The organism is Sphaerisporangium krabiense, from assembly GCF_014200435.1.
Classification (GTDB): Bacteria; Actinomycetota; Actinomycetes; order Streptosporangiales; family Streptosporangiaceae; genus Sphaerisporangium; species Sphaerisporangium krabiense.
The window spans coordinates 1,147,777-1,172,744 of the sequence record NZ_JACHBR010000001.1; the positions used below are offsets into that span (position 1 = coordinate 1,147,777).

The window sequence follows — 24,968 nt, forward strand, 5'->3', positions numbered from 1 at the left end:
GCGGGCGCCCTCGCGTCTCAGCGCACCGGGGCCGGCTCCTTGGCCGACACCCGCTTGCGGGGCAGGAACACGTCGTCCACCAGGCCGTAGGCCTTGGCCTCGTCGGCGGTGAGGATCTTGTCCCGGTCGATGTCGCGGCGCACCACGTCGATGGGGTTGCCGCTGTGCAGGGCGATGAGGTCCTCCAGCAGCGCGCGCAGCCGCAGGATCTCGCGGGCCTGGATCTCCATGTCGCTGGACTGCCCGAAGGTGCCCTCGATGGCGGGCTGGTGGAGCAGGACGCGGGCCTGCGGCAGCGCGAACCGCTTGCCGGGCGCGCCCGCCGCCAGCAGCACGGCGGCGGCCGACGCCGCCTGGCCGATGCACACCGTCTGGACCTCGGGCCTGACGAACTGCATCGTGTCGTAGATCGCCGTCATGGCCGTGAACGAGCCGCCCGGCGAGTTGATGTAGATGCTGATGTCGCGGTCGGGGTCGATGGACTCCAGGGTCAGCAGCTGGGCCATGACGTCGTTGGCCGAGGTGTCGTCGATCTGCACGCCGAGGAAGATGATGCGGTCCTCGAAGAGCTTGTTGTAGGGGCTCATCTCCTTGACGCCGTACGTGGTGCGCTCGGTGAAGGACGGCAGCACGTACCTGGCCTCGATGGGCGCCACGCCGGACGGGAAACCCTGCCCGCCCCGGGAGATCGGGTCGTTCACGCTGGCTCCGTTCGCGGGGTGACGGTCATTGCGGGCTGGGCGAGGAGACCGGGCCCTCGGAGGGGACGTCCCTGGCGCTCGGCACCACCTGGTCGATCAGGCCGTAGGTCTTGGCCTCCTCGGAGGTGAACCACCGGTCGCGGTCGGAGTCGCGCTCGATCTGCTCGACGGGCTGGCCGCTGTGGAAGGCGATGCGCTCGGCCATGAGCCTCTTGGTGAAGAGCATCTGCTCGGCCTGGATCTTGATGTCGGCCGCCGTGCCGCCGATGCCGCCGAGCGGCTGGTGCATCATGACGCGGGTGTGCGGCAGCGCGTACCGCTTGCCGGGGGTGCCCGCGGTCAGCAGGAACTGGCCCATCGAGGCGGCGAGGCCGATGCCCACCGTCGCGACGTCGTTGGGGATGTACTGCATGACGTCGTAGATCGCCAGCCCGGCCGACACCGAGCCGCCGGGCGAGTTGATGTAGAGGAAGATGTCGCGGTCGGAGTCCTCGGCGGTGAGCAGCAGCAACTCCCCGCAGATGCGGTTGGCGATCTCGTCGTCGACCTCTTTGCCGAGGAAGATGATGCGCTCGCGCAGGAGGCGCTGGCCCAACGGGTCGATCAGCGAAGGCCGGACGTCGACGGGATGCGAATCCGTCTGGTGGGCGGCCGTGAGGGGGTCACGGGAAGAACGCCTCGGGGTCACCTTTGGTCACCTGCTCCCATATATAAGTCGCCGGGGTCATGACGCTTTTGTCCACGTCACAAGATGACCTTCACGCTGCCAGATATTCCTGCCACGGGACAGACTTTTCACTCTAGGCACATTCCATCCCGATGATTACGCTCTTAACGAATTTCGCTGAGAACGTATTCTCCGGCGTTTGAACGAGTGGTTTCTGTGCTAGGCGGGCCCTCGGCGCCCGGCGTGGCTCGTGCCCGCACGCCGCCGCGCCCGGTCCGGCGCGACCGTCCCGACAGGGCCGTCCCGGCCGGGGACTCCCCGAGGTGGCGGATAAATCGGTTGCCGATCCGGTGGGGCGGTTCCTAGGGTCGAGGCGTGCTCCAGTGGTCCCTCATCTCGGCCGACCGGCCGGTTCGCCGCGAACCGTGCCTGGTCAAGCGCCCCCGCGTCCTGCCGGCCCTGGCCCGGCGGGGACGCGAGACCTGACGCGGCGTCCCGGCGGACGCGTTCCGGTGTGACCGCGCGTGACGGCACGCGCGCGCCACCGTCGTCCTCCCACCGCGTCGGCGACTCCGATCGTATTCACGCTCGCCTCCCACACGCCTTTCCCGCGGATCACCGCGGGGACCGGCGTCGTCGCCGCCTGCCCAGGGCCTCCGAGACCTGTTTCCTCTCGGACCCGAAGGGGCATTCACAATGGCGCGTTCTTTCGCCCACGGCGATTTCTCTCACACGCAGAAAAGGCACACCGGCCGGCAGGACGGCCGCGGCGGCGGCCGTACCGAGCGCGACCGCGCGCGGCGCGAGTTGTCGCAGAACTTCCTGATCGACCGGGACGTGGTGGCCCGGATCGTCGAGACCGCGGGCCCGCGGCCCGGAGACCTGGTGCTCGAACCGGGCGCCGGGGAGGGCGTCCTCACGCGGGCGCTGGCGGCGCGCGCCGGGAAGGTGGTCGCGTACGAGATCGACGTCCTGCTCGCGGGCAGGCTCGCCGCCCGTACCAGGGACGACGCGCGGATCGAGGTGGTGCGCGGCGACTTCCTGGCCGCCCGCGCGCCGCGCGAACCGTTCGCCGTGGTGGGGAACATCCCGTACGCGGCCACGTCCCGGATCGTCGACTGGTGCCTGCGGGCGCCCGCCCTCACCGGCGCGACTCTGCTGACGCAACTGGAGTACGCGCGCAAGCGCACCGGCGACTTCGGCCGCTGGAGCCTGCTGACCGTGCGGACCTGGCCGTGGTTCTCCTGGAGCCTGGCGGGCCGCGTCGGCCGGGAGGCGTTCCGCCCGGTCCCGGCCGTGGACTCGGCCGTGCTGCGCCTCGACCGGCGGCCCGCGCCGCTGCTCCCCCCGGAGGCGGCGGCCGGGTACGACGCCCTGGTGGACCTGGGCTTCCAGGGGGTCGGCGGCACCCTGCGCGCCTCCCTGCTCACCCGCCACACCCCCGGGCACGTGGACGCGGCCCTCGCCCAGGCGGGGATCCCTCCGGCCACCGTGGTCGCCCACGTTCACCCGGACCGGTGGACGACCCTCTGGCAGGTCCTCCAGGACCGCTGAGCCGCCGCCCCCGGCCCGCCCGCCCCCCGTGACGACGGAGGACGCGGTCAGGCCGGGGGGTGGCCGGTCGTCTTCAAGTGTTCGTCGATCAGGTGGACGGCCACGCACCCTTCGCCCGCGGCCGACGAGATCCGCTTGACCGAGCCCGCGCGCACGTCGCCGGCGGCGAACACGCCCATCAGGCTGGTCTCCAGGAGGAAGGGACGGCCGCGCTCGTGCCAGGGCTCACCGCGGGCGGCCGTCCCGGACGCCGGGAGGCGCGCCACGTCGGGGCCGGTGAGGACGAAGCCCTGCTCGTCCAGCGCGACCTCGCCCGACAGCCAGCGGGTCTGGGGCTCGGCGCCGATGAGGACGAACACCGCCACGGCCTCGATCTCGCGGCGCTCGCCCGTGCGCGTGTCCTGCGCGACGACCGCGCGCAGCTCGCCGCCCGCGTCGCCGACCAGCTCCCTGACCTCGGTGTTGAGGAGGATCCGCACGCCGGGGTCGCGCCGCAGCTCGTCCGCCAGATACCGCGACATGCTCCTGCCGAGGTCGGCCGAGGGGACCAGGAGCCGGACGCGGGCCGCGCGCCGGGCGAGATAGATCGCCGCCTGCCCGGCGTCGTTGCCCCCGCCGACGACGACCACCGGGGCGCGCAGGCAGAGCTTGGCCTCCGTCAGGGTGGCCGCGTAGTGGAGGCCCGCCCCCTGGAACTCGGCGGCGCCGGGCACCTCCAGCGTGCGGTAGCGGACGCCGGTGGCGACGACGACCGTGTGCGCGTTGACGGACCTGCCGTCCTCCAGGCCGACGACGTAGTACCTCTCGCGCCGGTTGAGGGACACGGCCCTGGCGGGCACGGTGAACTCGGCGCCGGCCTCCCGGGCCTGGTCGGCCGCGCGCTCGGCCAGCTCGCCGCCGGAGATCCCGGCGGGGAAGCCGAGGTGGTTCTTGGTCCGCGCGCACGCCGCGGCCTGGCCGCCGGTGGCGACGGCGTCGACCACGACCGTCGACAGGCCCTCGGAGGCCGCGTAGAGGGCGGTGGCCAGCCCGGCGGGCCCCGCGCCGACCACGACGAGGTCGCCGACCATCTCCCTGGCCAGCGGCGCGGGTATCCCGCCCGCCCGCGCCACCTCGGCGTCGCCGGGCGCGCGCAGCACCTTCTCGCCGTGCAGGATGACCACCGGCACGTCGGCGGGCGTGAACCCGAGGTGGTCGAGCAGCTGCCGGGCCTCCTTGTCGTCCTCCAGGTCGATCCACTTGTGCGGGAGCCGGTTGCGCGCCGCGAACTCGCGCAGCCGCCGCGACCCCGGCGCGTGGCGTGAGCCGAGGATGCGCAGGCCCGACTCCAGCTCGGCGAGGACGCCGCGCCGGATCAGGTAGGCCCGCAGGATCACGTCCCCGATGCCGGGGTGCTCGTCCACCACCCCCCGCAGGTCCGCGACCGGCACCGACAGCACCACGCCCGGATCGCACGCGACGGCCCGCAGATCCTCGGCCTGCCCGGTGAGCAGTCCCAGCCCGCCGAGGAAGCGGCCGGGCCCGTGCACGGCGCGCACGCGTTCCTCGTGCCCGGAGGCCTCGATCACGGCGACCGTGCCGTCGAGGACGACGTAGAAGGCGGGCCACCGCTCGCCCTCGCGGATGAGCACCTCGCCGGGCAGCGTGGGGTGCCGGGTGCCGTACGCGGCGAGGAGCGCCGTCTCCTCCGGGCCGAGCCGTGGAAACGCCCCGTAGAGGTCGGGGGTCTCGTGCGCCGGGCTCATGCCGTGACGAGGGCCTCGTCGACCCAGTGCCGCAGCTCCGGCCCGGGGGCCGCGCCCGCGCGCTGGGCGACGATCCGCCCCCGATTCATGATCATCAGGGTGGGGACGGCCTGGATCCCGTACCGCTCGGCCGTCCTCGGCGCGCGGTCGACGTTCACCTTGACGAGCTTGACCGTGCCCGCCAGCTCGGTGGCCAGCCCTTCGAGAACCGGGGTCACCACGCGGCACGGCGCGCACCACTCCGCCCAGAAGTCCACCAGGACGGGGACGGAGGACGCCTCCACCACCTGGGCGAAGTCGTCGTCGCCCGCCTCGGCGGTCCACGACAGCGCGTTGTGGCAGTTCCCGCAGCGCGGCACCCCGCCGGCCGCCGCGGGGACGCGGTTGTCCCGCCCGCACGCGGGGCACCGGACGACGCTGCTCGATGACATCGGCCCCTCCTCACTCCGGTGGCCGCTCCCCGCCGTCGCCCGGGTCGTTCCAGGTGACGGTGAGCCGGCCGTCCACGACGTCCACGTGGATCACCGCGCCGTCGCGCACGTCCCCGGCGATCAGGGCGCGGGCGACGCGGGTCTCGACCTCGCGGGCGATGAAGCGGCGCAGCGGCCTGGCGCCGTAGACGGGGTCGAAGCCCTGCTCGGCGATGTACCGCAGCGCGTCCTGCGAGACGTCCAAGGTCATGCGCCGGTCGGCGAGGCGGCTGCGGACGTCCTTGAACATCAGGGAGACGATCTTCTCGATCTCGGGTTCGGTCAGCGGCTTGAACAGCACGGTGTCGTCCACGCGGTTGAGGAACTCCGGGCGGAAGTGCGCCCGCAGGTCCGCCATCACCAGGTCGCGCACGTCCGGCGCGATCTCGCCGGTCCTCGACACCCGCTCGCTGAGGTAGTGCGACCCGATGTTCGAGGTCATGATGATCACGGTGTTGCGGAAGTCCACCGTGCGGCCCTGGGCGTCGGTCAGCCGCCCGTCGTCCAGCACCTGGAGCAGCGTGTTGAACACGTCCGCGTGGGCCTTCTCGATCTCGTCGAACAGGACCACCGAGTACGGCTTGCGCCGCACGGCCTCGGTGAGCTGGCCGCCCTCCTCGTAGCCGACGTAGCCGGGTGGGGCGCCGACGAGCCTGCTGACCGTGTGCCGCTCCTGGTACTCGCTCATGTCGACGCGGACCATGTTGTCCTCGCTGTCGAACAGGGCCTCCGCCAGCGCCTTGGCCAGCTCGGTCTTGCCGACGCCCGTCGGGCCGAGGAAGATGAACGACCCGATCGGCCGGCGCGGGTCCTTGATCCCCGACCGGGCCCGGATGATCGCGTCGGTGACGGCGTTCACGGCCTCGTCCTGGCCGATCACCCGCTCGTGCAGGATGTCGTCCAGCCGGAGCAGCTTCTCGCGCTCGCCCTCGCGCAGCCGGGCGACCGGGATGCCGGTCCAGCGGGAGACGATGCCCGCGATCTCGTCCTCGGTGACGACCTCGCGCAGCAGCCGGTGGACGCCGTGCTTGGCCTCCAGCTGCTCCTCGGCGGCGTTCAGCCTGCGCTCCAGCTCGGGCAGCTTGCCGTGCGTCAGCTCGGCGGCCCGGTTGAGGTCGTAGGAGCGCTCGGCCGCCTCGGCCTCGCGCCGCACCGCCTCGATCTCCTGGCGGAGCTGCTGCTCCCGCTTGAGCGCGTGCCGCTCGGCCTCCCACTGGGCGCGCATCGCGTCGGCCTCGGCGCGCAGGTCGGCCAGCTCCTTGCGCAGGGCCTCCAGCCGCCGCACGCTGGCCGGGTCGTCCTCCTTGGACAGCGCCGCCTCCTCGATCTCCAGCCGCATCACCCGGCGGGTCAGCTCGTCCAGCTCGGCGGGCATGGAGTCGATCTCGGTGCGCAGCATCGCGCACGCCTCGTCCACCAGGTCGATCGCCTTGTCCGGCAGAAAGCGGTCGGAGATGTAGCGGTGGCTGAGCAGGACGGCGGCCACCAGCGCGCTGTCCTGGATGCGCACGCCGTGGAACACCTCGAACCGCTCGCGCAGCCCGCGCAGGATCGAGATGGCGTCCTCGACCGACGGCTCGTCCACGAACACCGGCTGGAAGCGGCGCTCCAGGGCGGCGTCCTTCTCGATGTACCGGCGGTACTCGCCGACCGTGGTCGCGCCGATCAGGTGCAGCTCGCCGCGGGCCAGCATCGGCTTGAGCATGTTGCCCGCGTCCATGGCGCCCTCGGTGGCGCCCGCGCCGACCACGTTGTGCACCTCGTCGATGAACAGCAGGATCCGCCCCTCGGACGCCTTGACCTCGCTGAGGACGGCCTTCAGCCGCTCCTCGAACTCGCCGCGGTACTTCGCCCCGGCGATCAGCGCGCCCATGTCGAGCGCGAAGACGGCCTTGTCCTTCAGCCCCTCGGGCACGTCGCCGCGCGCGATCCGCTGGGCCAGGCCCTCGACGATGGCCGTCTTGCCGACGCCGGGGTCGCCGATCAGCACCGGGTTGTTCTTCGACTTGCGCGACAGGATCTGCATCACGCGGCGGATCTCGCCGTCCCGGCCGATCACCGGGTCCAGCTTGCCGGCCCGCGCGTCGGTGACAAGATCGCGGCCGTACTTCTCCAGCGCCTCGTAGGCGACCTCCGGGTTGGCCGAGGTCACCCGCTGGTTGCCCCGGATACGGGTCAGCGCGTTCAGCAGGCCGTCCCGGCTCAGTCCCTGACCGGCGAGCAGGCGGCCCGCCGCGGTCTCCGGGCCCTCGTCCATCAGCGCCAGCAGCAGGTGCTCGACCGAGACGTACTCGTCCTTCAGCCGCCGCGCCTCGGCGTCGGCGGCGTCCAGCAACCGGGACAGGCGCTGGGTGACGTACACCTGGCCGGGCGCGGCGCCGGGGCCGCTCACCCGCGGCCGGCGCTCCAGCTCGGCGGCCAGCTCGAGGCGCAGCTTCTCCGGGTCGCCGCCCGCCGCCGCGACCAGGCGGGGCACGAGCCCGTCAGGCTGTTCCAGCAGGGCGAGCAGCAGGTGCTCGCCGTCCACCTCGGTGTGCCCGTACCGGATGGCCTTGGTCTGGGCGTCGTGCATCCCCTGCTGCGATTTCTGGGTCAGTCGGTTCGGGTCCACGATGTGGCTCCCCTAGGTCGTGGTCGGGTACGGCGGCTCCGCGGGCCGCCCGATCATGGACGGTGCCGCAGGGCGTCCTCCAGTCGCTCGATGCGGTCGAGCAGGTCCAGCACCACGCCGAGCGAGGAGTAGTTCAGCGCGAGCCCGGAGTGCAGCCGCTCGATCCTGCCGAGCAGGACGAGCTGGGCGGGCGGGAACCTCAGGTCGCCGCCCGGCCCGGACATCGGCTCCAGCAGCCCGAGCCTGACCAGCCGCCGCACCAGCTCGGGATGCATCCCGCCGGCGCGCGCGAACGCCTCCAGCCCGATGCCGGGCATCCGCACCAACGACGTCGTCATGATCGCCTCCCTCCCGGCCCCGGCGCGCCGCCGTCGCGCCGGTCATGGCGTCCCCTTCCGGGGATTGAAGTCGGAGATCGCCGCGAGCCGCTCGTACAGCTCGCGCTCCTCGCGGCCGAGTTGGCGCGGCACCGAGATCCGGGCCTCGGCGTACAGGTCGCCGGGCGCGCCCTTGGCGTTCGGGAGGCCCCGGCCGCGCAGGCGCAGGCGGCGCCCGCTCGACGTGCCGGGCGGCACCTTGACCTTGGTGTCGCCGCCGGGCGTGCCGACGGCGACGGTCGCGCCGAGGGCCCCCTCCCACGGGGTGAGCGGCAGCGGGACGTAGATGTCGCGGCCCTCGACGCGGTACCGGGGATCGGATATCCGGACGACCAGGTACAGGTCCCCGGCACGGCCTCCGTCCGAGCCCCGCCCGCCCTGGCCGGCCAGCCGGATGCGCCGGCCGTCGGTCACGCCGGGCGGGATCGTGACCTGGAGCGTCCTCGGCCCCTCGGGTCCCTGGATCGTGATCGGCCGCCGCCCGCCGTGGTACGCCTCGGCCACGCTGAGCGTGATCTCGGCCTCCTGGTCGGCGCCCGCGACCGCCCCGAAGCCGCCGCCGGCCCGCCCGCCGAACATGCCGCCGAGCAGGTCCTCCAGGTCGATGTCGATGCCCTCGCCCGCGGAGAACCGGAAGCCCTTGCCCTGCCCGGCCGTGCGCCTGCCGCCCGCGCGTCCCCATGGCCCCCCGGCCCGGCCCGCCCCGGCCCCGGCGCGCGCCCGCGACCACGCCTCGGGGTCGACGTCCTCGGGCACCGAGCGCCACTCCGGGCCGAACGCGTCGTACCGGCGCCGCTTGTCCGGGTCGGACAGCACGTCGTAGGCCTCCGAGATGTCCTTGAACTTCTCCTCCGCCCCCGGGTCCTTGTTCACGTCGGGGTGGTAGGAGCGGGCGAGCTTGCGGTACGCGCGCTGGATGTCGTCCTGGGAGGCCGTCCTCGGCACCCCCAGCGCCTGGTAGAAGTCGCCCGCCGCCATCGTCGCCGCCCTAGCCCGGCGTGGTCGAGACGATCACCGAGGCGGGCCGCAACTGGTGCCGCCCCTCCCCGTAGCCGGGGCGCACGGTCTCCACGACCGTGCCCGCCGGGACCTCGGCGTTCTCGACCGTGCCCATCGCCTCGTGCGTCTTCGGGTCGAACGGGACGCCGACCTCGTCGTGCCGCGGGAACCCCAGCCGTGCCAGCAGGCCGATCGCCTGGTCGCGCACCGCGCGCACGCCCTCGACGATCGCGCTCTCCGCCGCGCCGGCCGCGCGGGCGTGCCGCAGGGCGAGGTCGAGGTTGTCCACGATCGGCAGCCACTCGCCGGCGACCCGGTCCCGCTCGTCGGTGCGGATGCGCTCGGCGTCCCTGGCGATCCGCTTGCGGAAGTTGTCCAGCTCGGCGGCGGACCTCAGCCAGCGGTCCTCCAACTCGGCGATCCTCGCCTCCATGTCCTCGACCGGGGTCTCGGCCTCCTCGTCCTGGACGTCCTCGAGCTCGGGCGCGCGCGACGCCGGTGACACGCGCGCGCCCGAGTCCAGAGGCCCGGTCCCGGGGGCGCCGGGGACCGGCCCCGTGGAGCCGCCGCCCACGGGGCCGTCGTGCGCCACCGCGTCCGGCGGCCTTTCCTCATGTCGATCAGCCATGTCGCTCCATCCCCGCCGCGCGGATCAGTCGGAGGTCGTGAACTCGGCGTCGATCACCTCGTCGTCACCGCCGCCGCCCTCGCCGCGCGGGGCCCCGGACGTCCCCGCCCCGGCGCCCGCGGGCTCGCCGGCGGAGACGGCGCCGAGCGAGTGATAGACCTGCTGCAGCTCGGAGGTGAGGTCGCGCAGCCGCTCGATCGGGGCCTCCTCCTTGATGGCCTGCCGCGCGTCGGCGACGAGCTGCTCGGCGCGGGCCTTCTCGTGGACGGGCACCGCGTCCCCGAGCTCGGTGATCCGGCGGTCGACCTGGTAGGCCACCGAGTCCAGCTCGTTCCTCGCGTCGATGGCCTCGCGGAGCCTGGCGTCCTCGCCGCGGTGCTGCTCGGCGTCCCGCACCATGCGCTCGACCTCGCCCTTGTCGAGGTTGGAGCTCTCGCTGATGGTGATCCGCTGCTCGGCGTTGGTGTCCTTGTCCCGGGCCGTGACGTTGAGTATGCCGTTGGCGTCCACGTCGAAGGTCACCTCGACCTGCGGCGCGCCGCGCGGGGCCGGGCGGATGTTCTCCAGCCGGAACCGCCCGAGCGCCCGGTTGTCGGCCGCGCGCTCGCGCTCGCCCTGCAGCACGACCACGTCCACGGCGCTCTGGTTGTCCTCGGCGGTGCTGAACGTCTCGGTGCGGCGGGCCGGGATCGTGGTGTTCCGCTCCAGGACCTTGGTCATCACGCCGCCCAGCGTCTCGATGCCGAGCGACAGCGGCGTGACGTCGAGGAGGAGGACGTCCTTGACCTCGCCCTTCAGGACCCCGGCCTGGATGGCGGCGCCGTCGGCCACCACCTCGTCGGGGTTGACGCTCATGTTCGGCTCCTTGCCGCCGGTGAGCCGCCGCACGAGGTTCTGCACGGCCGGGATGCGCGTGGAGCCGCCGACGAGGATGACCTCGTCGAGGTCGTCGGCGGTGAGCTTGGCGTCCTCCATGGCCTGCTTGACCGGGCCCATCGTGCGCTCGACCAGATCGTGGGTGATCTCCTCGAACGTCGAGCGCATCAGGGTGGTGTTGAGGTGCTTGGGGCCGTTGGCGTCGGCGGTGATGAACGGCAGGCTGACCGTCGTCTGGGTCACCGAGGAAAGCTCGACCTTGGCCTTCTCCGCCGCCTCGAACAGCCGCTGGAGCGCCTGGGGGTCGCGGCGCAGGTCGATGCCCTCCTGCCGCTGGAACTCGTCGGCCAGGTAGTCGACGATGCGCCGGTCGAAGTCGTCGCCGCCGAGGTGGGTGTCCCCCGCCGTGGAACGGACCTCGATCACGCCCTCGCCGATGTCCAGGACGCTGACGTCGAAGGTGCCGCCGCCGAGGTCGAAGACCAGGACGGTCTCGCTGCCCTTCTTGTCCAGCCCGTACGCCAGCGCCGCCGCGGTCGGCTCGTTGATGATCCGCATGACCTCCAGGCCGGCGATCTTGCCGGCGTCGCGGGTGGCGTGGCGCTGGGCGTCGTTGAAGTACGCGGGGACGGTGATGACCGCCTCGGTGACCTTCTCGCCGAGGAACTTCGAGGCGTCCTGGACGAGCTTGCGCAGGATCATCGCGGAGATCTCCTCCGGCGCGTACAGCTTGCCCCTGACCGAGAAGCGGACCGCGTCGTCGGGGCCGGGCACGACGTCGAAGGACACCGCGTTGATCTCGCTCTGCACCTCGTCGAAGCGGCGGCCGACGAAGCGCTTGACGGAGTAGATCGTGCCCTTGGGGTTGAGGATGGCCTGCCGGCGGGCGAGCTGGCCCACCAGGCGCTCGCCGCCCTCGGTGAACGCCACGACCGACGGCGTCGTCCGCTGGCCCTCCGCGTTGGGGATGACGACGGGCTGTCCTTCCTCCGTCGTCGCGATGACGGAGTTCGTGGTTCCGAGGTCGATTCCTACTGCTTTGGCCATGACGTCCTCCCCGGGTCCTGCCCCTGGCCACGCGCCCGCTCAACACGCGGCCGGCACGGACCCGCAAGCGGGCGCCGCGCCCCATACCCCACACACTCGACACTGCTCAGCCGAGCCGGACGCCACATCCTCCAACCTGACAGTCGTTCGGTCCGGCCCGACCGCTCCCCCACCCGCACCGAGCAGGGGAAACCGCCCGCGCGGCCCGCCGGCACGCCGTCACCCCTACAGAACCGGGGATGCGACCCCGTCAAACCCGCAGGTCAGACCGTGTGTACCGTGGAGGGGAGCAGGCGAGCCCCGGCGGCGGGGGGAGACATGCGAGGACGCGAGCCCGAGTGGCGCATCGTCACGCGGCTGCTGAGGGAGGCGCGGAAGGGCGGCGGAGGAACGCTGCTCGTCGAAGGCGAGCCCGGGACGGGCAAGAGCCTACTGCTGTCCGAGGCCGCCGCGCACGCGGCGCGGCAGGGGCTGGTGGCGATCACCGGCCAGGCCGAGCGGCTCGGCGAGTTCGTCCCCCTGGCCCCGTTGCTCAAGGCCCTGGACGAGCCGCCCGTCCGCGAGTTCCTCGAAGAGGACGACGCGCCGGCCGAGTGGCGCGACCCCCGCCTCCACCTGCTGGAACGGCTGCGGGCCCGGCTGGAGATTCGCGCCTCGACCCGCCCCGTGCTCGTCGCGCTCGACGACCTGCAGTGGGCCGACAGGGACACGCTGGCCGCGCTGCGGACGCTGCACTGGGAGCTGGCCGGCGCGCCGGTGGTGTGGCTGCTCGCCCGCGACATCGGAGCCTGCCGCGCCGGCCCCGGCGGCGCCCACGACGAGGCGCGGCGGCTGTTCGACATCCTGGAACGGCACGGGGCCGCCCGCGTCGTCCTCGGGCCGCTGACCGAGGCCGACGTGGCCGCGGTGGCGGAGGACGTGCTCGGCGCGGCGCCCCCGCCGGAGGTGCCGGCGCTCGCGGCGCAGACCGGCGGCAATCCCTTCCTGCTCACCGAGCTGCTCACGGGCCTGCGGGAGGAGGGCGCGGTCGAGATCGCCGGCGGGCGGGCCCGGCTGCTGTCCACGGAGCCGCCCGGCCGCGTCCACGCCCTCGTGCGCCGGATGCTCGACGGCCTCGACTGCGACACCCGGCGGCTAGTCGAGACGGCCGCCGTCCTCGGCAGGTCCTTCACGGCCGAGGACGCCGCCGAGCTGATGGGGACCACGCCCGCGGCCCTGCTGCCCGCGTTCGAGGAGGCCCTGGAGGAAGGCGTGCTCACCACCGCGGGCGAGGCGCTGGAGTTCCGGCACGAGCTGGTGTGGCGGGCCGTCGTCGCCGGGCTGCCCGCCTCCCTGCGCACGGCGCTGCACCACCAGATCGGAGAAATCCTGCTGGACCGCGGCGGCTCGGCGGTGCGGGCCGCGAGCCACCTGGTCGAGGGCGCCCGGCCCGGCGACGCGCGCACCCTCGGCGGCCTGGACCGCGCGGTCCGCGAGGTGCTCGGATCCTCGCCGGATGCCGCCGCCGACCTCGCCGTCCAGGCCGTGCGGCTGAGCGACCCGGCCGATCCCTCCCGGCCGGAACGGGTCGTCACCGCGATCCAGGCCACCGCCGAGGCCGGGCGCCTCGACGAGGCCGAGCGGCTGGCCAGGGCCGCGCTGGCGGGCCCGGTCTCCGGCGAGGCGGCGGCGGCCGTCCGGTGCGGGCTGGCGTGCGCGCTGTTCATGGACGGCCGGGCCGGGCAGGCGGTCGCGGAGGCGCGGGCCGCGCTGCGGGAACCCGGCCTGCCCGGCCACCTGCGCGACCGCGCCACCCTCGCCCTGCTCTGCGGCCTCGCGGGCGAGCCCGGCGCGCGGGAGGCCGAGACGGAGGCCGAGAGGGAGGCCGAGAGGGAGGCCGAGGCGATCCTGCTGTCCCCGGAGGGCCGCGGGGACACGCTGGTCGTCGGGGCCCTGACCGCGCTGGCCACGATCCGGTGGGAGTCCGGCCACCTGGCCGACGGCCTGCGCCTGGCCCGCGAAGCCGTCCGCCACACCGCCACCCCCTCGACCGGCGAGCGGCCGGAGCCGTACCAGGGCGACCGCGCCGGCGCGGACGGGGCCGGGGCGGAGCCGCGCGCGGACGGGCAGGGCGGCGGGTCGTCGTTCGGGGAGCGGCTGGCGTGCCCGCGGCTGACGCTGGCGTCGATACTGGCCGACGCGCGATGCCTCGACGAGGCGCGGGCGCTGCTCGGCGAGGCCGGCGAGGAGGCCGGGAACGGCGCGTGGGCGGGCCCGGCCGCGGTGCGGGCCAGGGTGGAGCTGATCGCGGGCCGCCTCGACGAGGCCGCCGCGCGGGCCCGCACCGCCCTCGACCTGTCGCGGGGCCGCGGCGCCTTCGGCACCCTCGCGTCGTCCGTGATCGCCGCGGTGTCCCTGCGCCGCGGCGACCTCCGCGCGGCGTCCGCGCACGCGCCCCCGCACCGAACCCACGGGGCCGCGCGCACCGGCCCGGAACAGGGCCGTGCGCCCGAGACACCCGAGGAGACCGCGCCCGTGCACGCCCGGTGCGCGCTGATCGCCGCGCAGGTGGCCGAGGCGCGGGACGGTCCCGTGGCGGCGGCGAAGCTCCTCGCCCACCTCTACGCCGACGCGGGGCAGGCGCGGCGCGCGCTGGTCGCCGACCCGGACGCCGCGTCGTGGCTGGCGCGCACCGCCCTGGCCGCCGGGGACCGTCCGGGCGCCGAGGCGGCGGTGGCCGCGGCCGAGGACCTGGCGGCGGGGAACCCCGGCTTCCCCGCGGTCGAGGCGGCGGCCCGGCACGCCCGCGGCCTGCTCGACGACGACCCGGACGCGCTCGGCGCGGCCGGCGAGGAGGGGGCCGACCCGTGGGCGCGGGCCTCGGCGGCCGAGGACCTCGGCGCGGCGCTGGCCGCCCGCGGCGACCGCCAGGCGGCCGTGCGCGGCCTGGACCGCGCGCTGTCCTGCTACGAACGGAGCGGGTCGGTCAGGGACGCGGCCCGCGTGCGCCGCAGGCTGCGCCGGATGGGCGTGCGCCACCGCCACTGGGCCACCGCCGAGCGCCCGGTCTCCGGCTGGGGCAGCCTGACCGACACCGAGCGCGCGGTCGCCCGGCTGGTCACGCAGGGCTGGACGAACCGGCAGGTCGCGGACCAGATGTTCATCAGCGCCCACACCGTCGCCTTCCACCTGCGCCAGATCTTCCGCAAGCTCGGCGTCGGCTCCCGCGTCGAGCTCACCCGCCTCGCGCTGGAACACCCCCACACCCCTTCCGAGGACGCTCCGCACGGCTGAGAGCCGGAAGGTAGATCTATTAACCCGCTGGTGGGTGGGCGGGAGCATCGAAGTTTTCGAGGGTCAGAACCGCAAGGGTGCATGCGTGATCGGTCCGTGACCTGTTGTCGCCAGCCTAACGTCAGGCAGCTTCAAAGTAGGAGATTTCATGACAAAGCGGCTATATACGGCTATAGCCGCCGTGCTGGCCATTTCCGCGGTCACCGGTGGTTGCGGGCGTTCGTCCTCGGGCGACGACGCGGGCAAGAGCACGGCCGCGGCCCAGGCCAAGACGGCCAAGGACCTCGTGCCCGAGGCACTGCGCAAGACCGGCGTGCTCCGGGTGGCGACCTCCGAGGGCTACCCGCCCATGGAGATGTACAAGAAGGGCACGCAGGAACTGACCGGCGTCGACCCCGACCTCGCCGCGGCCATCGCGGAGAAGCTGGGCCTGAAGGTGTCGGTGACCAACGCCGCGTTCGACGGCCTGATCCCCGGCCTGCAGGGCGACCGCTGGGACCTCGTGCTGTCCTCGCTGAGCGACACCGAGCAGCGCCGCGCCGCCGTGAACTTCGTCGACTACTTCAACGCCGGCGGCGCGATCATGGTCAAGAAGGGCAACCCGGAGGGCATCAAGACGCTCGACGACCTCTGCGGCAAGGCCGTCGTCCTGGCCAAGGGCAGCTCCAACCTGGCGATCGGCGAGAAGCAGAACGAGAAGTGCGCCGACAAGATGAAGATCACCCAGAGTGAGGACGCGCCCACCGGCCTGCTCAGCATCGACTCCGGCCGCACGGTCGCCACGATCGTGGACTCCCCCGTGGCCGCGATGTACGTCAAGGAGACCGGCAAGTACGAGGTCCTGTCCGAGCAGTACGACGCCGGACCCTGGGGCATCGCGATCGACAAGCGCGAGGAGGACCTGCGCGACGCCGTGGCCAAGGCCATGGAGGAGCTGATGGCCGACGGCGGGTACAAGGCCGTCCTCGACAAGTACGGCGTCACGGCCAACGCCGTGCCCGAGGTGCTGGTCAACACGAAACCATGGAAGTGACCCCCACGACAGGTCGGGCCGCACGGAACCAGGCGGACGGAGTGGCAGGGGCCGCGGACGGGAGCGCGGAGGAGGAGCGGTACGCGCTCCCGATCAGGGCCGCGCACCCGCCGCGGCCCGGCCGCTGGCTGCTCGCCCTGGTGGCCGCGGTGTTCCTGGTGTGGCTGGCCTACACGATCATCGTCAACGAGAACCTGCACTGGGACGTCATCACGACGTTCCTCGTGGACGGCAGGGTTCTCGGCGGCCTGTGGGTGACGATCCAGCTCACCGTCCTGTCCATGCTGATGGGCCTGGTGCTCGGCGTGCTGGCGGCCGTCATGCAGCTGTCCGGCAGCCCCGTGCTGCGCGGCGCCTCCGCCCTCTACACGTGGTTCTTCCGCGGCACCCCGCTGCTGGTCCAGCTCATCTTCTGGTTCAACATCGGGCTGGTCTTCCCGAAGTTCGGCCTCGGCATCCCCTTCGGCGGGCCGAAGCTGATGGAGTGGCAGGCCAACGAGCTGATCACGCCGTTCACCGCGGCCCTGCTCGGCCTCGGCATCAACGAGGGCGCGTACATGGCCGAGATCGTGCGCGCGGGCATCCGCTCGGTGGACCCCGGGCAGCGCGAGGCCGCCGAGGCGCTCGGCATGTCGCACCGGAAGGTGCTGCGCCGCGTCGTCCTCCCCCAGGCCATGCGCGTGATCATCCCGCCGACCGGCAACCAGTTCATCTCGATGCTGAAGACCACCTCCATGGTGTCCGTGATCGCCGGCGCCGAGCTGCTGACCGTGTCCCAGCGCATCTACCTCGGCAACTTCGAGGTCATCGCGCTGCTGGTGGTCGCCTCGATCTGGTACGTCGTGCTCACCACCCTGGCGAGCATCGGGCAGCACTTCATCGAGAAGCGGTTCGAGCGCGGCCACCACCAGCACGCCGCGACCCGCGTGTCGGGGAGGATCCGCCGCAACCTGCGGCCTTTCGCGAAGGGCGGCCCGTCATGACGGCGTCCAACGGGTCGGCGGCCCCGATGGTCAAGATCCGCGCGGTGCGCAAGTGCTTCGGCAGCCTGGAGGTGCTCAAGGGCATCGACCTGGAGGTGCCCTCGGGCGGCGTGGTGTGCGTCGTCGGCCCGTCCGGCTCGGGCAAGTCCACCCTGCTGCGCTGCGTGAACCGTCTGGAGACGATCGACGCCGGCCGTATCTGGGTGGACGGCGAGCTGATCGGGTTCGACGAGCGCGAGGGGCGCATGCACATGCTGCGCCCGGCCGAGCTGTGCCGGCAGCGGCAGGAGATCGGCATGGTCTTCCAGCGCTTCAACCTCTTCCCGCACCGCACGGCGCTGGAGAACGTCATGGAGGGGCCGGTCGCCGTCAAGGGCGTGGGGAAGGCCGAGGCGCGCCGCCGGGCGGCCGAGCTGCTGGAGCGCGTGGGCCTCGCCGAGCGGGCGCACCACTATCCGGCCCAGCTCTCCGGAGGCCAGCAGCAGCGCGTCGCGATCGCCCGCAGCCTGGCCATGAACCCCAAGCTGATGCTGTTCGACGAGCCGACGAGCGCGCTGGACCCCGAGCTGGTCCAGGAGGTGCTCGCGGTGATGCGCGACCTCGCCGCGAGCGGCATGACGATGATGGTGGTCACCCACGAGATGGGGTTCGCCCGCGAGGTCGGCGACCACCTGGTCTTCATGGACGACGGCGTGATCGTCGAGCAGGGCGCGCCGCGCGAGGTGCTCGCCGCGCCCCGCCACGAGCGGTTCCGCGCGTTCCTCGGCCAAGTCCTGTGAACGGGGACGAGGGCGCGGCGCGTGGTGTCGCGCCGGGGAGCCCGGCGGACGTGGCGCGGGCCGAGCTGCTGATCCGGGGCGGCCTGGTCGTGGACGGCACCGGCGGGCCCGGCCGGGAGGCCGACGTCGCGGTCGTGGACGGTCGCCTGGCCGTGCTGCCTCCGGGGCGGCGCGTGGCGGCCGGCGAGGTGCTGGACGCCGAGGGCATGGCCGTGGCGCCCGGGTTCATCGACGTCCACACGCACTCCGACGGCGTCGCCATGCTCGCCGAGAACGGCGCGGCCGGGGCCGCGGACCTGGTGTGGGCGTCGGTGCTGCAAGGGGTGACCACGGAGATCTGCGGGAACTGCGGCTCCAGCCTGTTCCCCGGGCTGCCGGAGCGGCTCGCGGACATGCGCGGCGAGACCCGGATCAGCTTCGGCGGCGACGTCGGGATCTATCAGGACTTCGCGGAGTTCGCCGCCCGGCACACCGCCCTCCCCCGGGCCAACCACATCACCTCCCTGGTCGGCCACGGCACGCTGCGCGCGGGCGTCATGGGCCCGGCGGACCGCCCCGCCACGCCCGCCGAGCTGGACACCATGCGCGCGCTGCTCGACCGCGCGCTCGCCCAGGGCGCCGCCGGCCTGTCCACCGGGCTGATCTACACCCCCGGCACCTACGCGGGCACCGCCGAGGTGGTCGCGCTCGCCGAGGTCGCCGCCCGGCACGGCAAGCCGTACGTCACGCACCTGCGCGACGAGATGTCCCGCGTCGAGGAGGCGCTGGAGGAGGCGATCGAGATCGCCCGCGCCAGCGGCGCCGCACTGCACGTCTCGCACCACAAGACCGCGGGCAAGTACGCCTGGGGGCGCACCGCGCGCACCCTGCCCAGGATCACCGCGCTGCGCGAGGGCGGCATGGACATCACCTGCGACGTCTACCCGTACACGGCGGGCAGCACGTCGCTGTCGGCGATGCTGCCGCCGTGGGCCAACGACGGCGGCTTCCCCGCGCTCGCCGCGCGGCTCGCCGACCCCGGCGAGCGGGAGCGGATGCGCCTGGCCATCAAGGGCGGCGTCCCCGGCTGGGAGAACACCGTCGGCAACGGCGGCTGGGACCGTGTCTCCATCGCCTGCGCCCCCCGCCACCCCGAGATCGAGGGGCGGACGGTCGCCGAGCTGGCCGCGTCGCGGAACGCCGACCCGGTGGACACCGCGGCCGAGCTGCTGCTGTCCGAGAACGGCGAGGTGACGATCATCAGCCACTCGATGGTCGAGGAGGACGTCCAGCGGGTGCTGGCCACGCCGTACGCGATGATCGGGTCGGACGGCGTGCCCAAGCCGGGCGGGCGCCCGCATCCCCGCTGGGCCGGCACCTATCCCCGCGTGCTCGGGCACTACGGGCGCGAGCTCGGACTGCTCGGGCTGGAGACCGCGGTGCACAAGATGACCGGCATGCCCGCGGCACGGTTCGGCCTGCGCGACCGGGGAGTCCTGCGCGACGGCGCCCACGCCGACCTGGTGGTGTTCGACCCCGCCACGGTGGCCGACCGCGCCACGTTCGCCAGCCCGCTCCTGCCGCCCGCGGGGGTCCACACGGTGATCGTCGCCGGCGAGGTGGTCGTCCGCGACGGCGCCCCCGCCCCGGCCCGCCCGGGAAGGGTGCTCGCGACATGAGCGTTCCCCCGCCCGTGCCGGACCTGGAGGTTCTCGCCCGGGAGTGTCCCGGGACGCTGGCCGTCGCCGTGCCGGGGCTGCTCGCCCTCAACGAGGACGCCGAGCTTCCGCTGGCGAGCGCGGGCAAGCTGCTGCTGCTCGCCGAGGTCGCGCGGGCCGTCGTCTCCGGCTCGCTGGACCCCGGCGAGGTCGTGACGCTCCGCGAGGACGACCACTGCGGGGGCTCGGGGCTGCTCGGCGGGCTGTCGCCCGCCCGCTGGACGGTCGGCGACCTCGCCCTGCTCACCGCCTCGGTCAGCGACAACACGGCCACCAACGCGCTGCTGCGGCGGGCCGGGATCGACCAGGTGAACGCGGGGGCGGCCGAGCTGGGGTTCCGGCGCACCCGGATCCTGGACCGGATCCGCGAGCCGCGCCTGCCCGAACACCCGCCGACGTTCGCCGTCGGCACCGCCGCCGAGCTGGCCGCCTTCGCGGCCCGCCTGGCCGAGGCCCTGTCCACGCCCCCCGCCAGGGAGCCGTGGGAGCGCACGCTGGCCGGGTGGATGGCGCACAACACCGACAGGAGCCTGGTCCCGGCCCTCCTCCCCCACGAGCCCGAGGACCGCGAGATCCCCGTCGCGCCCCCGACCGGCACGGTGTGGGTGGCGAACAAGACCGGCACGGACGCCGGCACGCGGACGGACGTGGGGGTGATGGCGGGACGCCGGTGGCTGGGCTACGCCGTGCTCGCCCACGGCCCGGCCGGCGCCGAGCACGCGCTGGTGACCGCGGCACGGCGGGCGGGGCTCGCGGTGGGCGCGCTGGCGCTGCGGGTCAGCGCGCGGTGACGCGGAGCCGGGCCGAGGCGTCGCGCAGGTAGTCGATGAACGAGCGCAGCGCCGGGTTGGGGTTGGTGGGCCGTACGGCCGCGCCGATGCTGCGGTACAGCTTCGGCCCCTCGACCCGGCAGGTCTGGATGCCCGAGGCGCCCTGCGTGCCGAGGCTCGGCACCAGCGCGACGCCGAGCCCGGCGCGGACGAGGCCGAGCGTCACCTCGTAGTGGTCGCTGCGGCAGCGGATCGCCGGGTGGAAGCCCTCCAGGGCACTGGCACGCTCCAGGACCGAGACCGGGGTGTCGGTGCCGTAGGTGGTGATCCAGGGCTCGTCGGCCAGGTCGGCGAGGCGCACGCGGGAACGCTGGCCCGCCGGATGCCCGACCGGCATGACCAGGAGCTGCGGCTCGTCGAACAGGTGGATGACCTCCACGCCCTCGGGCGGCTTCCACGGGTCGAGCGCGTGCTCGAACACGACGAGCACGTCCAGCGCGCCGCGTTCGAGGTCGGGCAGCAGCTCGTGCGGCTGGCCGAGCTGGAGGTCCAGGTCCACGCCGGGGTGCCTGGCGCTGAACGCCGAGAGCGCGAGCGGCAGCAGGCGGTATCCGGCCGAGGCGAAGAAGCCGATGCTGAGCTGCCCGGCGTCGGCCCGCGCCTGGGCGAGCAGGTCCTTCTCCGCGGCCTCGATGATGTCGAGCACCTCCTGGGCCCGGGTGGCGAGCCGGCGTCCGGCCGCGGTCAGGCGCAGGCTGTGGGCGTCGCGCTCGGCGAGACCGACCCCGGCCTCCTCTTCGAGGCGGGAGAGCTGGTGGGACACGGCGGACGGCGAGAGCCGCAACGTGCGCGCGGCGCCGGCGATGCTGCCGGTCCTGAAGATCTCGAGAAGCACCCGGAGGCGGTTACTGCTCAGCATCTCCTCAGTATCGGCGCAGGCAGACGTGCTGATGACCGGCCGCGGGCCCTGAGGGGGACGGCGCTAGGCGGAGGCGCGGCTCTGCTGGATCACGGCGGGGGCGGTGAACGCGGCCCAGACGAGCTTGCCGCGCCCCTCGAACAGCCGCCAGCCCCACGAGCAGCTCAGGCTCTCGACCAGCCTCAGCCCCCGCCCGGTCTCGGCGTACTGGTCGGCGTCGGTGACGACGGGCGGCCGGTCGGTCGGGTCGGCCACGGCGCACACCAGGTGGGTGGCGCGGTGGAGCAGGCGGACGCGGGTCGGCTCGCCCGCGTGCCTGACGGCGTTGGTGACGAGCTCCGAGATGACCAGACGGGCGTCGTAGCTCAGCTCACCGAGGCCCCAGGCGCGCAGCGTGGTGACGGTGAAGTCGCGCGCGGTCTTGATCGTCGTCCCGGTGCGGCCGAGTCCCGAGATCTCGGCGCCCCTCGGCTCCCAATGCTCGGACTCCACCGCTGGAAGCAGCCACCACGGCGCGTCACCCCGTACCACATGTTGCCGGCGTGCCAGGTGTGCGGTCATCGGGGTCCTCGCTACGTTGGGGGGTCGTTGCGCGGGGCAGGACGTCGGAAGTCAATCTTTCTTCACTGGACGTTCCGATGCAAGTACAGATGCACGTGCATCTAGGGTTTTTCACACGGAATCGTGACATTCCGTGGCTAGACAGTGGCAGAGAAGTGATCTTCGTGGAAAATCCACCAATAAAAGGGCTCGTATACGGCCGCCTGGAATGATGAGACACTGTCGCGTCATCTGATCCGCGGCTCTCAAGGAGCTTCCATGACGTCGGCGCTCGGTCCCCGGCCACGGCCGCAGGACAACGATGTCCTCAGCTATTCCCGGGGCGGCCCCACGGTCCTGCGCATCGTCCTCGGCGCCCAGCTCCGCAAGCTCCGCACCGCCAAGGGGATCACCCGCGAGGAGGCCGGCCACGCCATCCGCGCCTCGCACGCCAAGATCAGCCGCCTGGAGCTGGGCAGGGTCGGCTTCAAGACCCGCGACGTCGCCGACCTGCTCACGCTGTACGGGGTGACCCGCCCGGAGGAGCGCACCGGCTTCCTCGCCCTGGCCGACCAGGCCAACGCCCCGGGCTGGTGGCACAAGTTCAGCGACCTGCTCCCCACCTGGTTCGAGCTCTACGTCGGCCTGGAGGAGGCCGCCTCGATCATCCGCACCTACGAGATCCAGTACCTGCCCGCCCTCGTCCAGACCGAGGACTACGCCCGCGAGTTCGTCAAGCTCGGCCACGCGGGCGCCGGCGAGGAGGAGATCGAGCGCCGCATCGCGCTGCGGATGGCGCGGCAGAAGCGCATGACCGGCCCCGACGCGCCCCGGCTCTGGGCCCTGGTGGACGAGGCCGCGCTGCGCCGGCGGCTCGGCGACCGGAAGATCATGCGGGCGCAGATCGACCGGCTCCTCGAACTCGTCGACGTGCCCACGATCACGGTGCAGGTGATCCCGTTCGGCCACGGCGGCCACGCGGCGGCGGGCGGGCCGTTCACCCTCCTGCGCTTCACCGAGCCGGAGCTGCCCGATGTCGTCTACATGGAGCAGCTCACCAGCGCCCTGTACCTGGACAAGCGCGAGGAGACCGACCCCTACATGCGGGTCATGGACCGATTGTGCGTCGAGGCGGCCACCGCGGCCGAGTCCCGGCGGTTCCTCGCCGCCCTGCGCGAGGAGATCTGAGCCAGGGGCCGGCGCATACACCGCGCGGGGCGGGGCACGTGCCTGAGAGAAAGGAAAACCGCAGCTCAGAGGAGTAATGTCATGCTTCAGGGCAAGACGATCGCCTTTCTCACCGCCACCGAGGGAGTGGAACAGGTCGAGCTGACCGAGCCCTGGCAGGCCGTCGAGCAGGCCGGCGGGACACCGCGCCTGATCTCGACCGAGCGCGGCGCCGTCCAGGCGTTCAACCACCTGGACAAGGCGGACACCTTCGACGTCGACGCCACCGTCGACGAGGTGAGCGTGGACGACTTCGACGGACTCGTGCTGCCGGGCGGCGTCGCCAACCCGGACAACCTGCGGATGCACGAGAACGCGGTCCGGTTCGCGCGCTCCTTCTTCGACGCGGGCAAGCCCGTCGCGGCCATCTGCCACGCGCCGTGGACGCTGATCGAGGCGCGCGTCGTCGGCGACCGCGCGATCACCTCGTGGCCCAGCCTCAGGACCGACCTGCACAACGCGGGCGCGGCGTGGACCGACCAGGAGGTCGTCGTCTGCACCAACGGGCCCAACACGCTGATCACCAGCCGCAAGCCCGACGACCTCAAGGCCTTCTGCCAGGCCGCGGTCGACGCCTTCGGCGACTGAGAGGCCGCCGGCGGCCCGTCCGAGGGGACGTTCCCGGCAACACCGGACGGGCCGGACGGCCGGCCAGATCCGCTCGCGCGCATTCATTGTGGGCGGGACGGGCGTCTGCCATGCTGTCCGCCGTCAGCGGCAGAGCGCGATACGCATGGCGGAAGAGATCCATATGACCGAGGTCTTCACGCTCGGAGAGGCGCTGGGCATCGTCTCGGCCGACCGCCTGCGCCACGACTCCGAGGTCCGCCTCGACGTCGGCGGCGCCGAGTTCACGCTGGCCGTGGGCCTGGCCCGCCTGGGCCACACGGTCACCTGGCTCGGCCGCGTCGGCGCCGACGAGCTCGGCGCCCGGGCGCTCACGGTGCTGCGCGGCGAGGGCGTGGACGTCTCCCACGTCCTGTCCGACCCCGGCGCCTCCACCGGCCTCGTGGTCCGGCAGCGGCGCATCGGCCGGGCCGGGCACATCGTCCACTATCGCGGCGGGTCGGCGGGCTCGCGCCTCGGGCCGGGCGACGTCCCCGCCCGCGCCGTGCAGTCGGCGAAGGTGCTGCACGTCACGGGCATCACCCCGGCGCTGAGCGGCACCGCGTGGAGCGCCGTCCACCACGCCGTCAAGCTCGCCAGGGACGCCGGCGTCACGGTCTCGGTGGACGTCAACCACCGCCCCCAGCTCTGGCCGGACCGGCAGGAGGCCGTGGAGGCGCTCGCCGAGCTGGCCACCGGCGCGGACGTGCTGTTCGTGAACCAGGACGAGCTCCACCTCGTCGAGCCGGTCATGGGGACGGCCCGCGAGCTGGTCGTCACGCGGGGCGGCAAGGGCGCGAGCGCCACCGTCAACGGCATGCGCTACGACGCGCAGGCCGCGCCGGTGACGGTCGTGGACCCGGCGGGCGCGGGCGGCGCGTTCGCGGCCGGGTACCTGAGCGGGCTGATCGAGGAGCTGCACCCGACCGACCGGCTGCGGCGCGGCTGCGCGCTCGCGGCGTTCACCGTGGCGAGCGCGAGCGTGTGGCAGGGCCTGCCCACCCGCGCGGAGCTGCCCCCGCTGACCTTCTGAGCCCGCGCCGCCGTCCGCTCACCGTGCGGGGACGGCGGCCACCGCCTCCACCTCGACGAGGATGTCCGGCGAGGCCAGCGCGCTCACCACGATCAGCGAGTGCGCGGGCCAGTCCCCCTCGGGGAACCACGCGGCGAAGGCGTCGGCGCGGCCCGCGCGGCTCCCCGCGACGTGCTCGGCGCCCGCCACCATCGTGAACAGCCTGACCAGGTCGCGAGGCCCGGCCCCTGCCGCGGCGAGCAGCGCGGCGATGTTCTCGTAGATCTGCCGGGTCTGGCGCTCGGCGTCCGGCCCGGCCATCCGCCCGTCCGGCAGCGCGCCGATCTGGCCGGAGATGAACAACAGTTCCGTGCCGGCCGGCACGGCGGCCAGGTGGCTGTACTGCCCGACCGGCGCGCCGATCTCCTCGGGACTCCAGCGGCGGACCATGGCG

The 24,968-nt window shown here is 73.5% G+C and carries 22 protein-coding genes; 10 read left to right on the plus strand and 12 right to left on the minus strand.

What is annotated here, in order from left to right; all coding sequences use genetic code 11:
• Positions 1 to 17: 17 nt before the first annotated feature.
• Together BJ981_RS04945 and BJ981_RS04950 are read right to left on the minus strand one after the other, a co-directional pair.
• Positions 18 to 701, minus strand: a complete 684-nt coding sequence (locus tag BJ981_RS04945) for an ATP-dependent Clp protease proteolytic subunit (RefSeq protein WP_275422317.1) — start codon at positions 699 to 701, stop codon at positions 18 to 20.
• A gap of 25 nt (positions 702 to 726) precedes the next feature.
• Positions 727 to 1,308 carry an ATP-dependent Clp protease proteolytic subunit gene (locus BJ981_RS04950; protein ID WP_204070454.1) on the minus strand — a complete coding sequence of 194 codons (582 nt, stop codon included), beginning with the start codon at positions 1,306 to 1,308 and terminating at the stop codon, positions 727 to 729.
• 756 nt (positions 1,309 to 2,064) lie between these two features.
• On the opposite strand from BJ981_RS04950, the gene erm reads away from it, so the two are divergent.
• On the plus strand, positions 2,065 to 2,922 hold the full coding sequence (gene erm, locus BJ981_RS04955; protein WP_184608525.1) for an ErmE/ErmH/ErmO/ErmR family 23S rRNA (adenine(2058)-N(6))-methyltransferase: 858 nt from the start codon (positions 2,065 to 2,067) through the stop codon (positions 2,920 to 2,922).
• A gap of 47 nt (positions 2,923 to 2,969) precedes the next feature.
• On the opposite strand, the gene BJ981_RS04960 is transcribed toward erm, so the two are convergent.
• Genes BJ981_RS04960 through dnaK form a run of 7 tightly spaced genes read right to left on the minus strand, consistent with a single transcriptional unit; the run spans position 2,970 to position 11,675 of the window.
• Entirely contained in the window at positions 2,970 to 4,667 is a 1,698-nt protein-coding gene (locus tag BJ981_RS04960) for an FAD-dependent oxidoreductase (protein ID WP_184608526.1), read from the minus strand.
• Positions 4,664 to 5,098 (minus strand): thioredoxin, encoded by a 435-nt coding sequence (gene trxA / locus BJ981_RS04965; RefSeq protein ID WP_184608527.1) that lies wholly within the window; start codon positions 5,096 to 5,098, stop codon positions 4,664 to 4,666. The genes BJ981_RS04960 and trxA overlap by 4 nt, the downstream gene beginning before the upstream one ends.
• 10 nt (positions 5,099 to 5,108) lie before the next feature.
• Entirely contained in the window at positions 5,109 to 7,748 is a 2,640-nt protein-coding gene (gene clpB, locus BJ981_RS04970; protein WP_184608528.1) for an ATP-dependent chaperone ClpB, read from the minus strand.
• Between the two features lie 53 nt (positions 7,749 to 7,801).
• Complete coding sequence (locus tag BJ981_RS04975) at positions 7,802 to 8,086, minus strand: chaperone modulator CbpM (RefSeq protein ID WP_184608529.1); 285 nt, start codon at positions 8,084 to 8,086, stop codon at positions 7,802 to 7,804.
• A 42-nt stretch (positions 8,087 to 8,128) separates the two neighbouring features.
• Entirely contained in the window at positions 8,129 to 9,103 is a 975-nt protein-coding gene (locus BJ981_RS39010; RefSeq protein WP_184608530.1) for a DnaJ C-terminal domain-containing protein, read from the minus strand.
• A gap of 10 nt (positions 9,104 to 9,113) precedes the next feature.
• Positions 9,114 to 9,752, minus strand: a complete 639-nt coding sequence (locus BJ981_RS04985; RefSeq protein WP_184608531.1) for a nucleotide exchange factor GrpE — start codon at positions 9,750 to 9,752, stop codon at positions 9,114 to 9,116.
• 24 nt (positions 9,753 to 9,776) lie between these two features.
• On the minus strand, positions 9,777 to 11,675 hold the full coding sequence (dnaK, locus tag BJ981_RS04990; protein ID WP_184608532.1) for a molecular chaperone DnaK: 1,899 nt from the start codon (positions 11,673 to 11,675) through the stop codon (positions 9,777 to 9,779).
• Between the two features lie 318 nt (positions 11,676 to 11,993).
• On the opposite strand from dnaK, the gene BJ981_RS04995 reads away from it, so the two are divergent.
• The 6 genes from BJ981_RS04995 (at position 11,994) to BJ981_RS05020 (ending at position 20,231) form a co-directional block, all read left to right on the plus strand.
• Positions 11,994 to 14,948 (plus strand): helix-turn-helix transcriptional regulator, encoded by a 2,955-nt coding sequence (locus BJ981_RS04995; protein WP_184608533.1) that lies wholly within the window; start codon positions 11,994 to 11,996, stop codon positions 14,946 to 14,948.
• A 181-nt stretch (positions 14,949 to 15,129) separates the two neighbouring features.
• The gene (locus BJ981_RS05000; RefSeq protein ID WP_239139456.1) at positions 15,130 to 15,981 is read left to right on the plus strand and encodes an ABC transporter substrate-binding protein; all 852 of its coding nucleotides are present in this window, start codon (positions 15,130 to 15,132) and stop codon (positions 15,979 to 15,981) included.
• Between the two features lie 41 nt (positions 15,982 to 16,022).
• On the plus strand, positions 16,023 to 16,964 hold the full coding sequence (locus tag BJ981_RS05005) for an amino acid ABC transporter permease (protein ID WP_239139455.1): 942 nt from the start codon (positions 16,023 to 16,025) through the stop codon (positions 16,962 to 16,964).
• A complete protein-coding gene (locus BJ981_RS05010) occupies positions 16,961 to 17,743 on the plus strand; it encodes an amino acid ABC transporter ATP-binding protein (protein ID WP_275422316.1) in 783 nt (260 codons plus the stop codon). Before BJ981_RS05005 ends, BJ981_RS05010 begins: the two co-directional genes overlap by 4 nt.
• A complete protein-coding gene (locus BJ981_RS05015; protein WP_239139454.1) occupies positions 17,740 to 19,401 on the plus strand; it encodes an N-acyl-D-amino-acid deacylase family protein in 1,662 nt (553 codons plus the stop codon). Before BJ981_RS05010 ends, BJ981_RS05015 begins: the two co-directional genes overlap by 4 nt.
• Entirely contained in the window at positions 19,398 to 20,231 is an 834-nt protein-coding gene (locus BJ981_RS05020) for a serine hydrolase (protein ID WP_184608536.1), read from the plus strand. Before BJ981_RS05015 ends, BJ981_RS05020 begins: the two co-directional genes overlap by 4 nt.
• Here BJ981_RS05020 and BJ981_RS05025 read toward each other — a convergent pair.
• The gene (locus BJ981_RS05025) at positions 20,218 to 21,129 is read right to left on the minus strand and encodes a LysR family transcriptional regulator (protein WP_184608537.1); all 912 of its coding nucleotides are present in this window, start codon (positions 21,127 to 21,129) and stop codon (positions 20,218 to 20,220) included. The two genes, BJ981_RS05020 and BJ981_RS05025, sit on opposite strands and share 14 nt — an antisense overlap.
• A 63-nt stretch (positions 21,130 to 21,192) precedes the next feature.
• A complete protein-coding gene (locus tag BJ981_RS05030) occupies positions 21,193 to 21,621 on the minus strand; it encodes an ATP-binding protein (RefSeq protein ID WP_239139453.1) in 429 nt (142 codons plus the stop codon).
• A gap of 327 nt (positions 21,622 to 21,948) precedes the next feature.
• Here BJ981_RS05030 and BJ981_RS05035 point away from each other — a divergent pair, with 327 nt between their 5' ends.
• The 3 genes from BJ981_RS05035 to BJ981_RS05045 all read left to right on the plus strand — a co-directional run bounded on the left by BJ981_RS05035 (position 21,949) and on the right by BJ981_RS05045 (position 24,535).
• A complete protein-coding gene (locus BJ981_RS05035; RefSeq protein ID WP_184608538.1) occupies positions 21,949 to 22,857 on the plus strand; it encodes a Sco1979 family transcriptional regulator in 909 nt (302 codons plus the stop codon).
• Positions 22,858 to 22,938: 81 nt separating this feature from the next.
• Entirely contained in the window at positions 22,939 to 23,484 is a 546-nt protein-coding gene (locus BJ981_RS05040; protein ID WP_184608539.1) for a type 1 glutamine amidotransferase domain-containing protein, read from the plus strand.
• Positions 23,485 to 23,647: 163 nt separating this feature from the next.
• A complete protein-coding gene (locus BJ981_RS05045; RefSeq protein ID WP_184608540.1) occupies positions 23,648 to 24,535 on the plus strand; it encodes a sugar kinase in 888 nt (295 codons plus the stop codon).
• Between the two features lie 18 nt (positions 24,536 to 24,553).
• Here the strand turns inward: BJ981_RS05045 and BJ981_RS05050 are convergent, their stop codons facing one another.
• A complete protein-coding gene (locus BJ981_RS05050) occupies positions 24,554 to 24,964 on the minus strand; it encodes a RidA family protein (RefSeq protein WP_184608541.1) in 411 nt (136 codons plus the stop codon).
• Positions 24,965 to 24,968: the final 4 nt, after the last annotated feature.

Coding starts and splice junctions, on each gene's coding strand:
- dnaK (WP_184608532.1), bottom strand. CDS start 11,675: ATGGCCAAAGCAGTAGGAATCGACCTCGGAACCACGAACTCCGTCATC.
- BJ981_RS05040 (WP_184608539.1), top strand. CDS start 22,939: ATGCTTCAGGGCAAGACGATCGCCTTTCTCACCGCCACCGAGGGAGTG.
- BJ981_RS04985 (WP_184608531.1), bottom strand. CDS start 9,752: ATGGCTGATCGACATGAGGAAAGGCCGCCGGACGCGGTGGCGCACGAC.
- BJ981_RS05020 (WP_184608536.1), top strand. CDS start 19,398: ATGAGCGTTCCCCCGCCCGTGCCGGACCTGGAGGTTCTCGCCCGGGAG.
- BJ981_RS04960 (WP_184608526.1), bottom strand. CDS start 4,667: ATGAGCCCGGCGCACGAGACCCCCGACCTCTACGGGGCGTTTCCACGG.
- BJ981_RS39010 (WP_184608530.1), bottom strand. CDS start 9,103: ATGGCGGCGGGCGACTTCTACCAGGCGCTGGGGGTGCCGAGGACGGCC.
- BJ981_RS05045 (WP_184608540.1), top strand. CDS start 23,648: ATGACCGAGGTCTTCACGCTCGGAGAGGCGCTGGGCATCGTCTCGGCC.
- BJ981_RS05050 (WP_184608541.1), bottom strand. CDS start 24,964: ATGGTCCGCCGCTGGAGTCCCGAGGAGATCGGCGCGCCGGTCGGGCAG.
- BJ981_RS04975 (WP_184608529.1), bottom strand. CDS start 8,086: ATGACGACGTCGTTGGTGCGGATGCCCGGCATCGGGCTGGAGGCGTTC.
- BJ981_RS05010 (WP_275422316.1), top strand. CDS start 16,961: ATGACGGCGTCCAACGGGTCGGCGGCCCCGATGGTCAAGATCCGCGCG.
- BJ981_RS04995 (WP_184608533.1), top strand. CDS start 11,994: ATGCGAGGACGCGAGCCCGAGTGGCGCATCGTCACGCGGCTGCTGAGG.
- trxA (WP_184608527.1), bottom strand. CDS start 5,098: ATGTCATCGAGCAGCGTCGTCCGGTGCCCCGCGTGCGGGCGGGACAAC.
- BJ981_RS05035 (WP_184608538.1), top strand. CDS start 21,949: ATGACGTCGGCGCTCGGTCCCCGGCCACGGCCGCAGGACAACGATGTC.
- BJ981_RS05025 (WP_184608537.1), bottom strand. CDS start 21,129: ATGCTGAGCAGTAACCGCCTCCGGGTGCTTCTCGAGATCTTCAGGACC.
- erm (WP_184608525.1), top strand. CDS start 2,065: ATGGCGCGTTCTTTCGCCCACGGCGATTTCTCTCACACGCAGAAAAGG.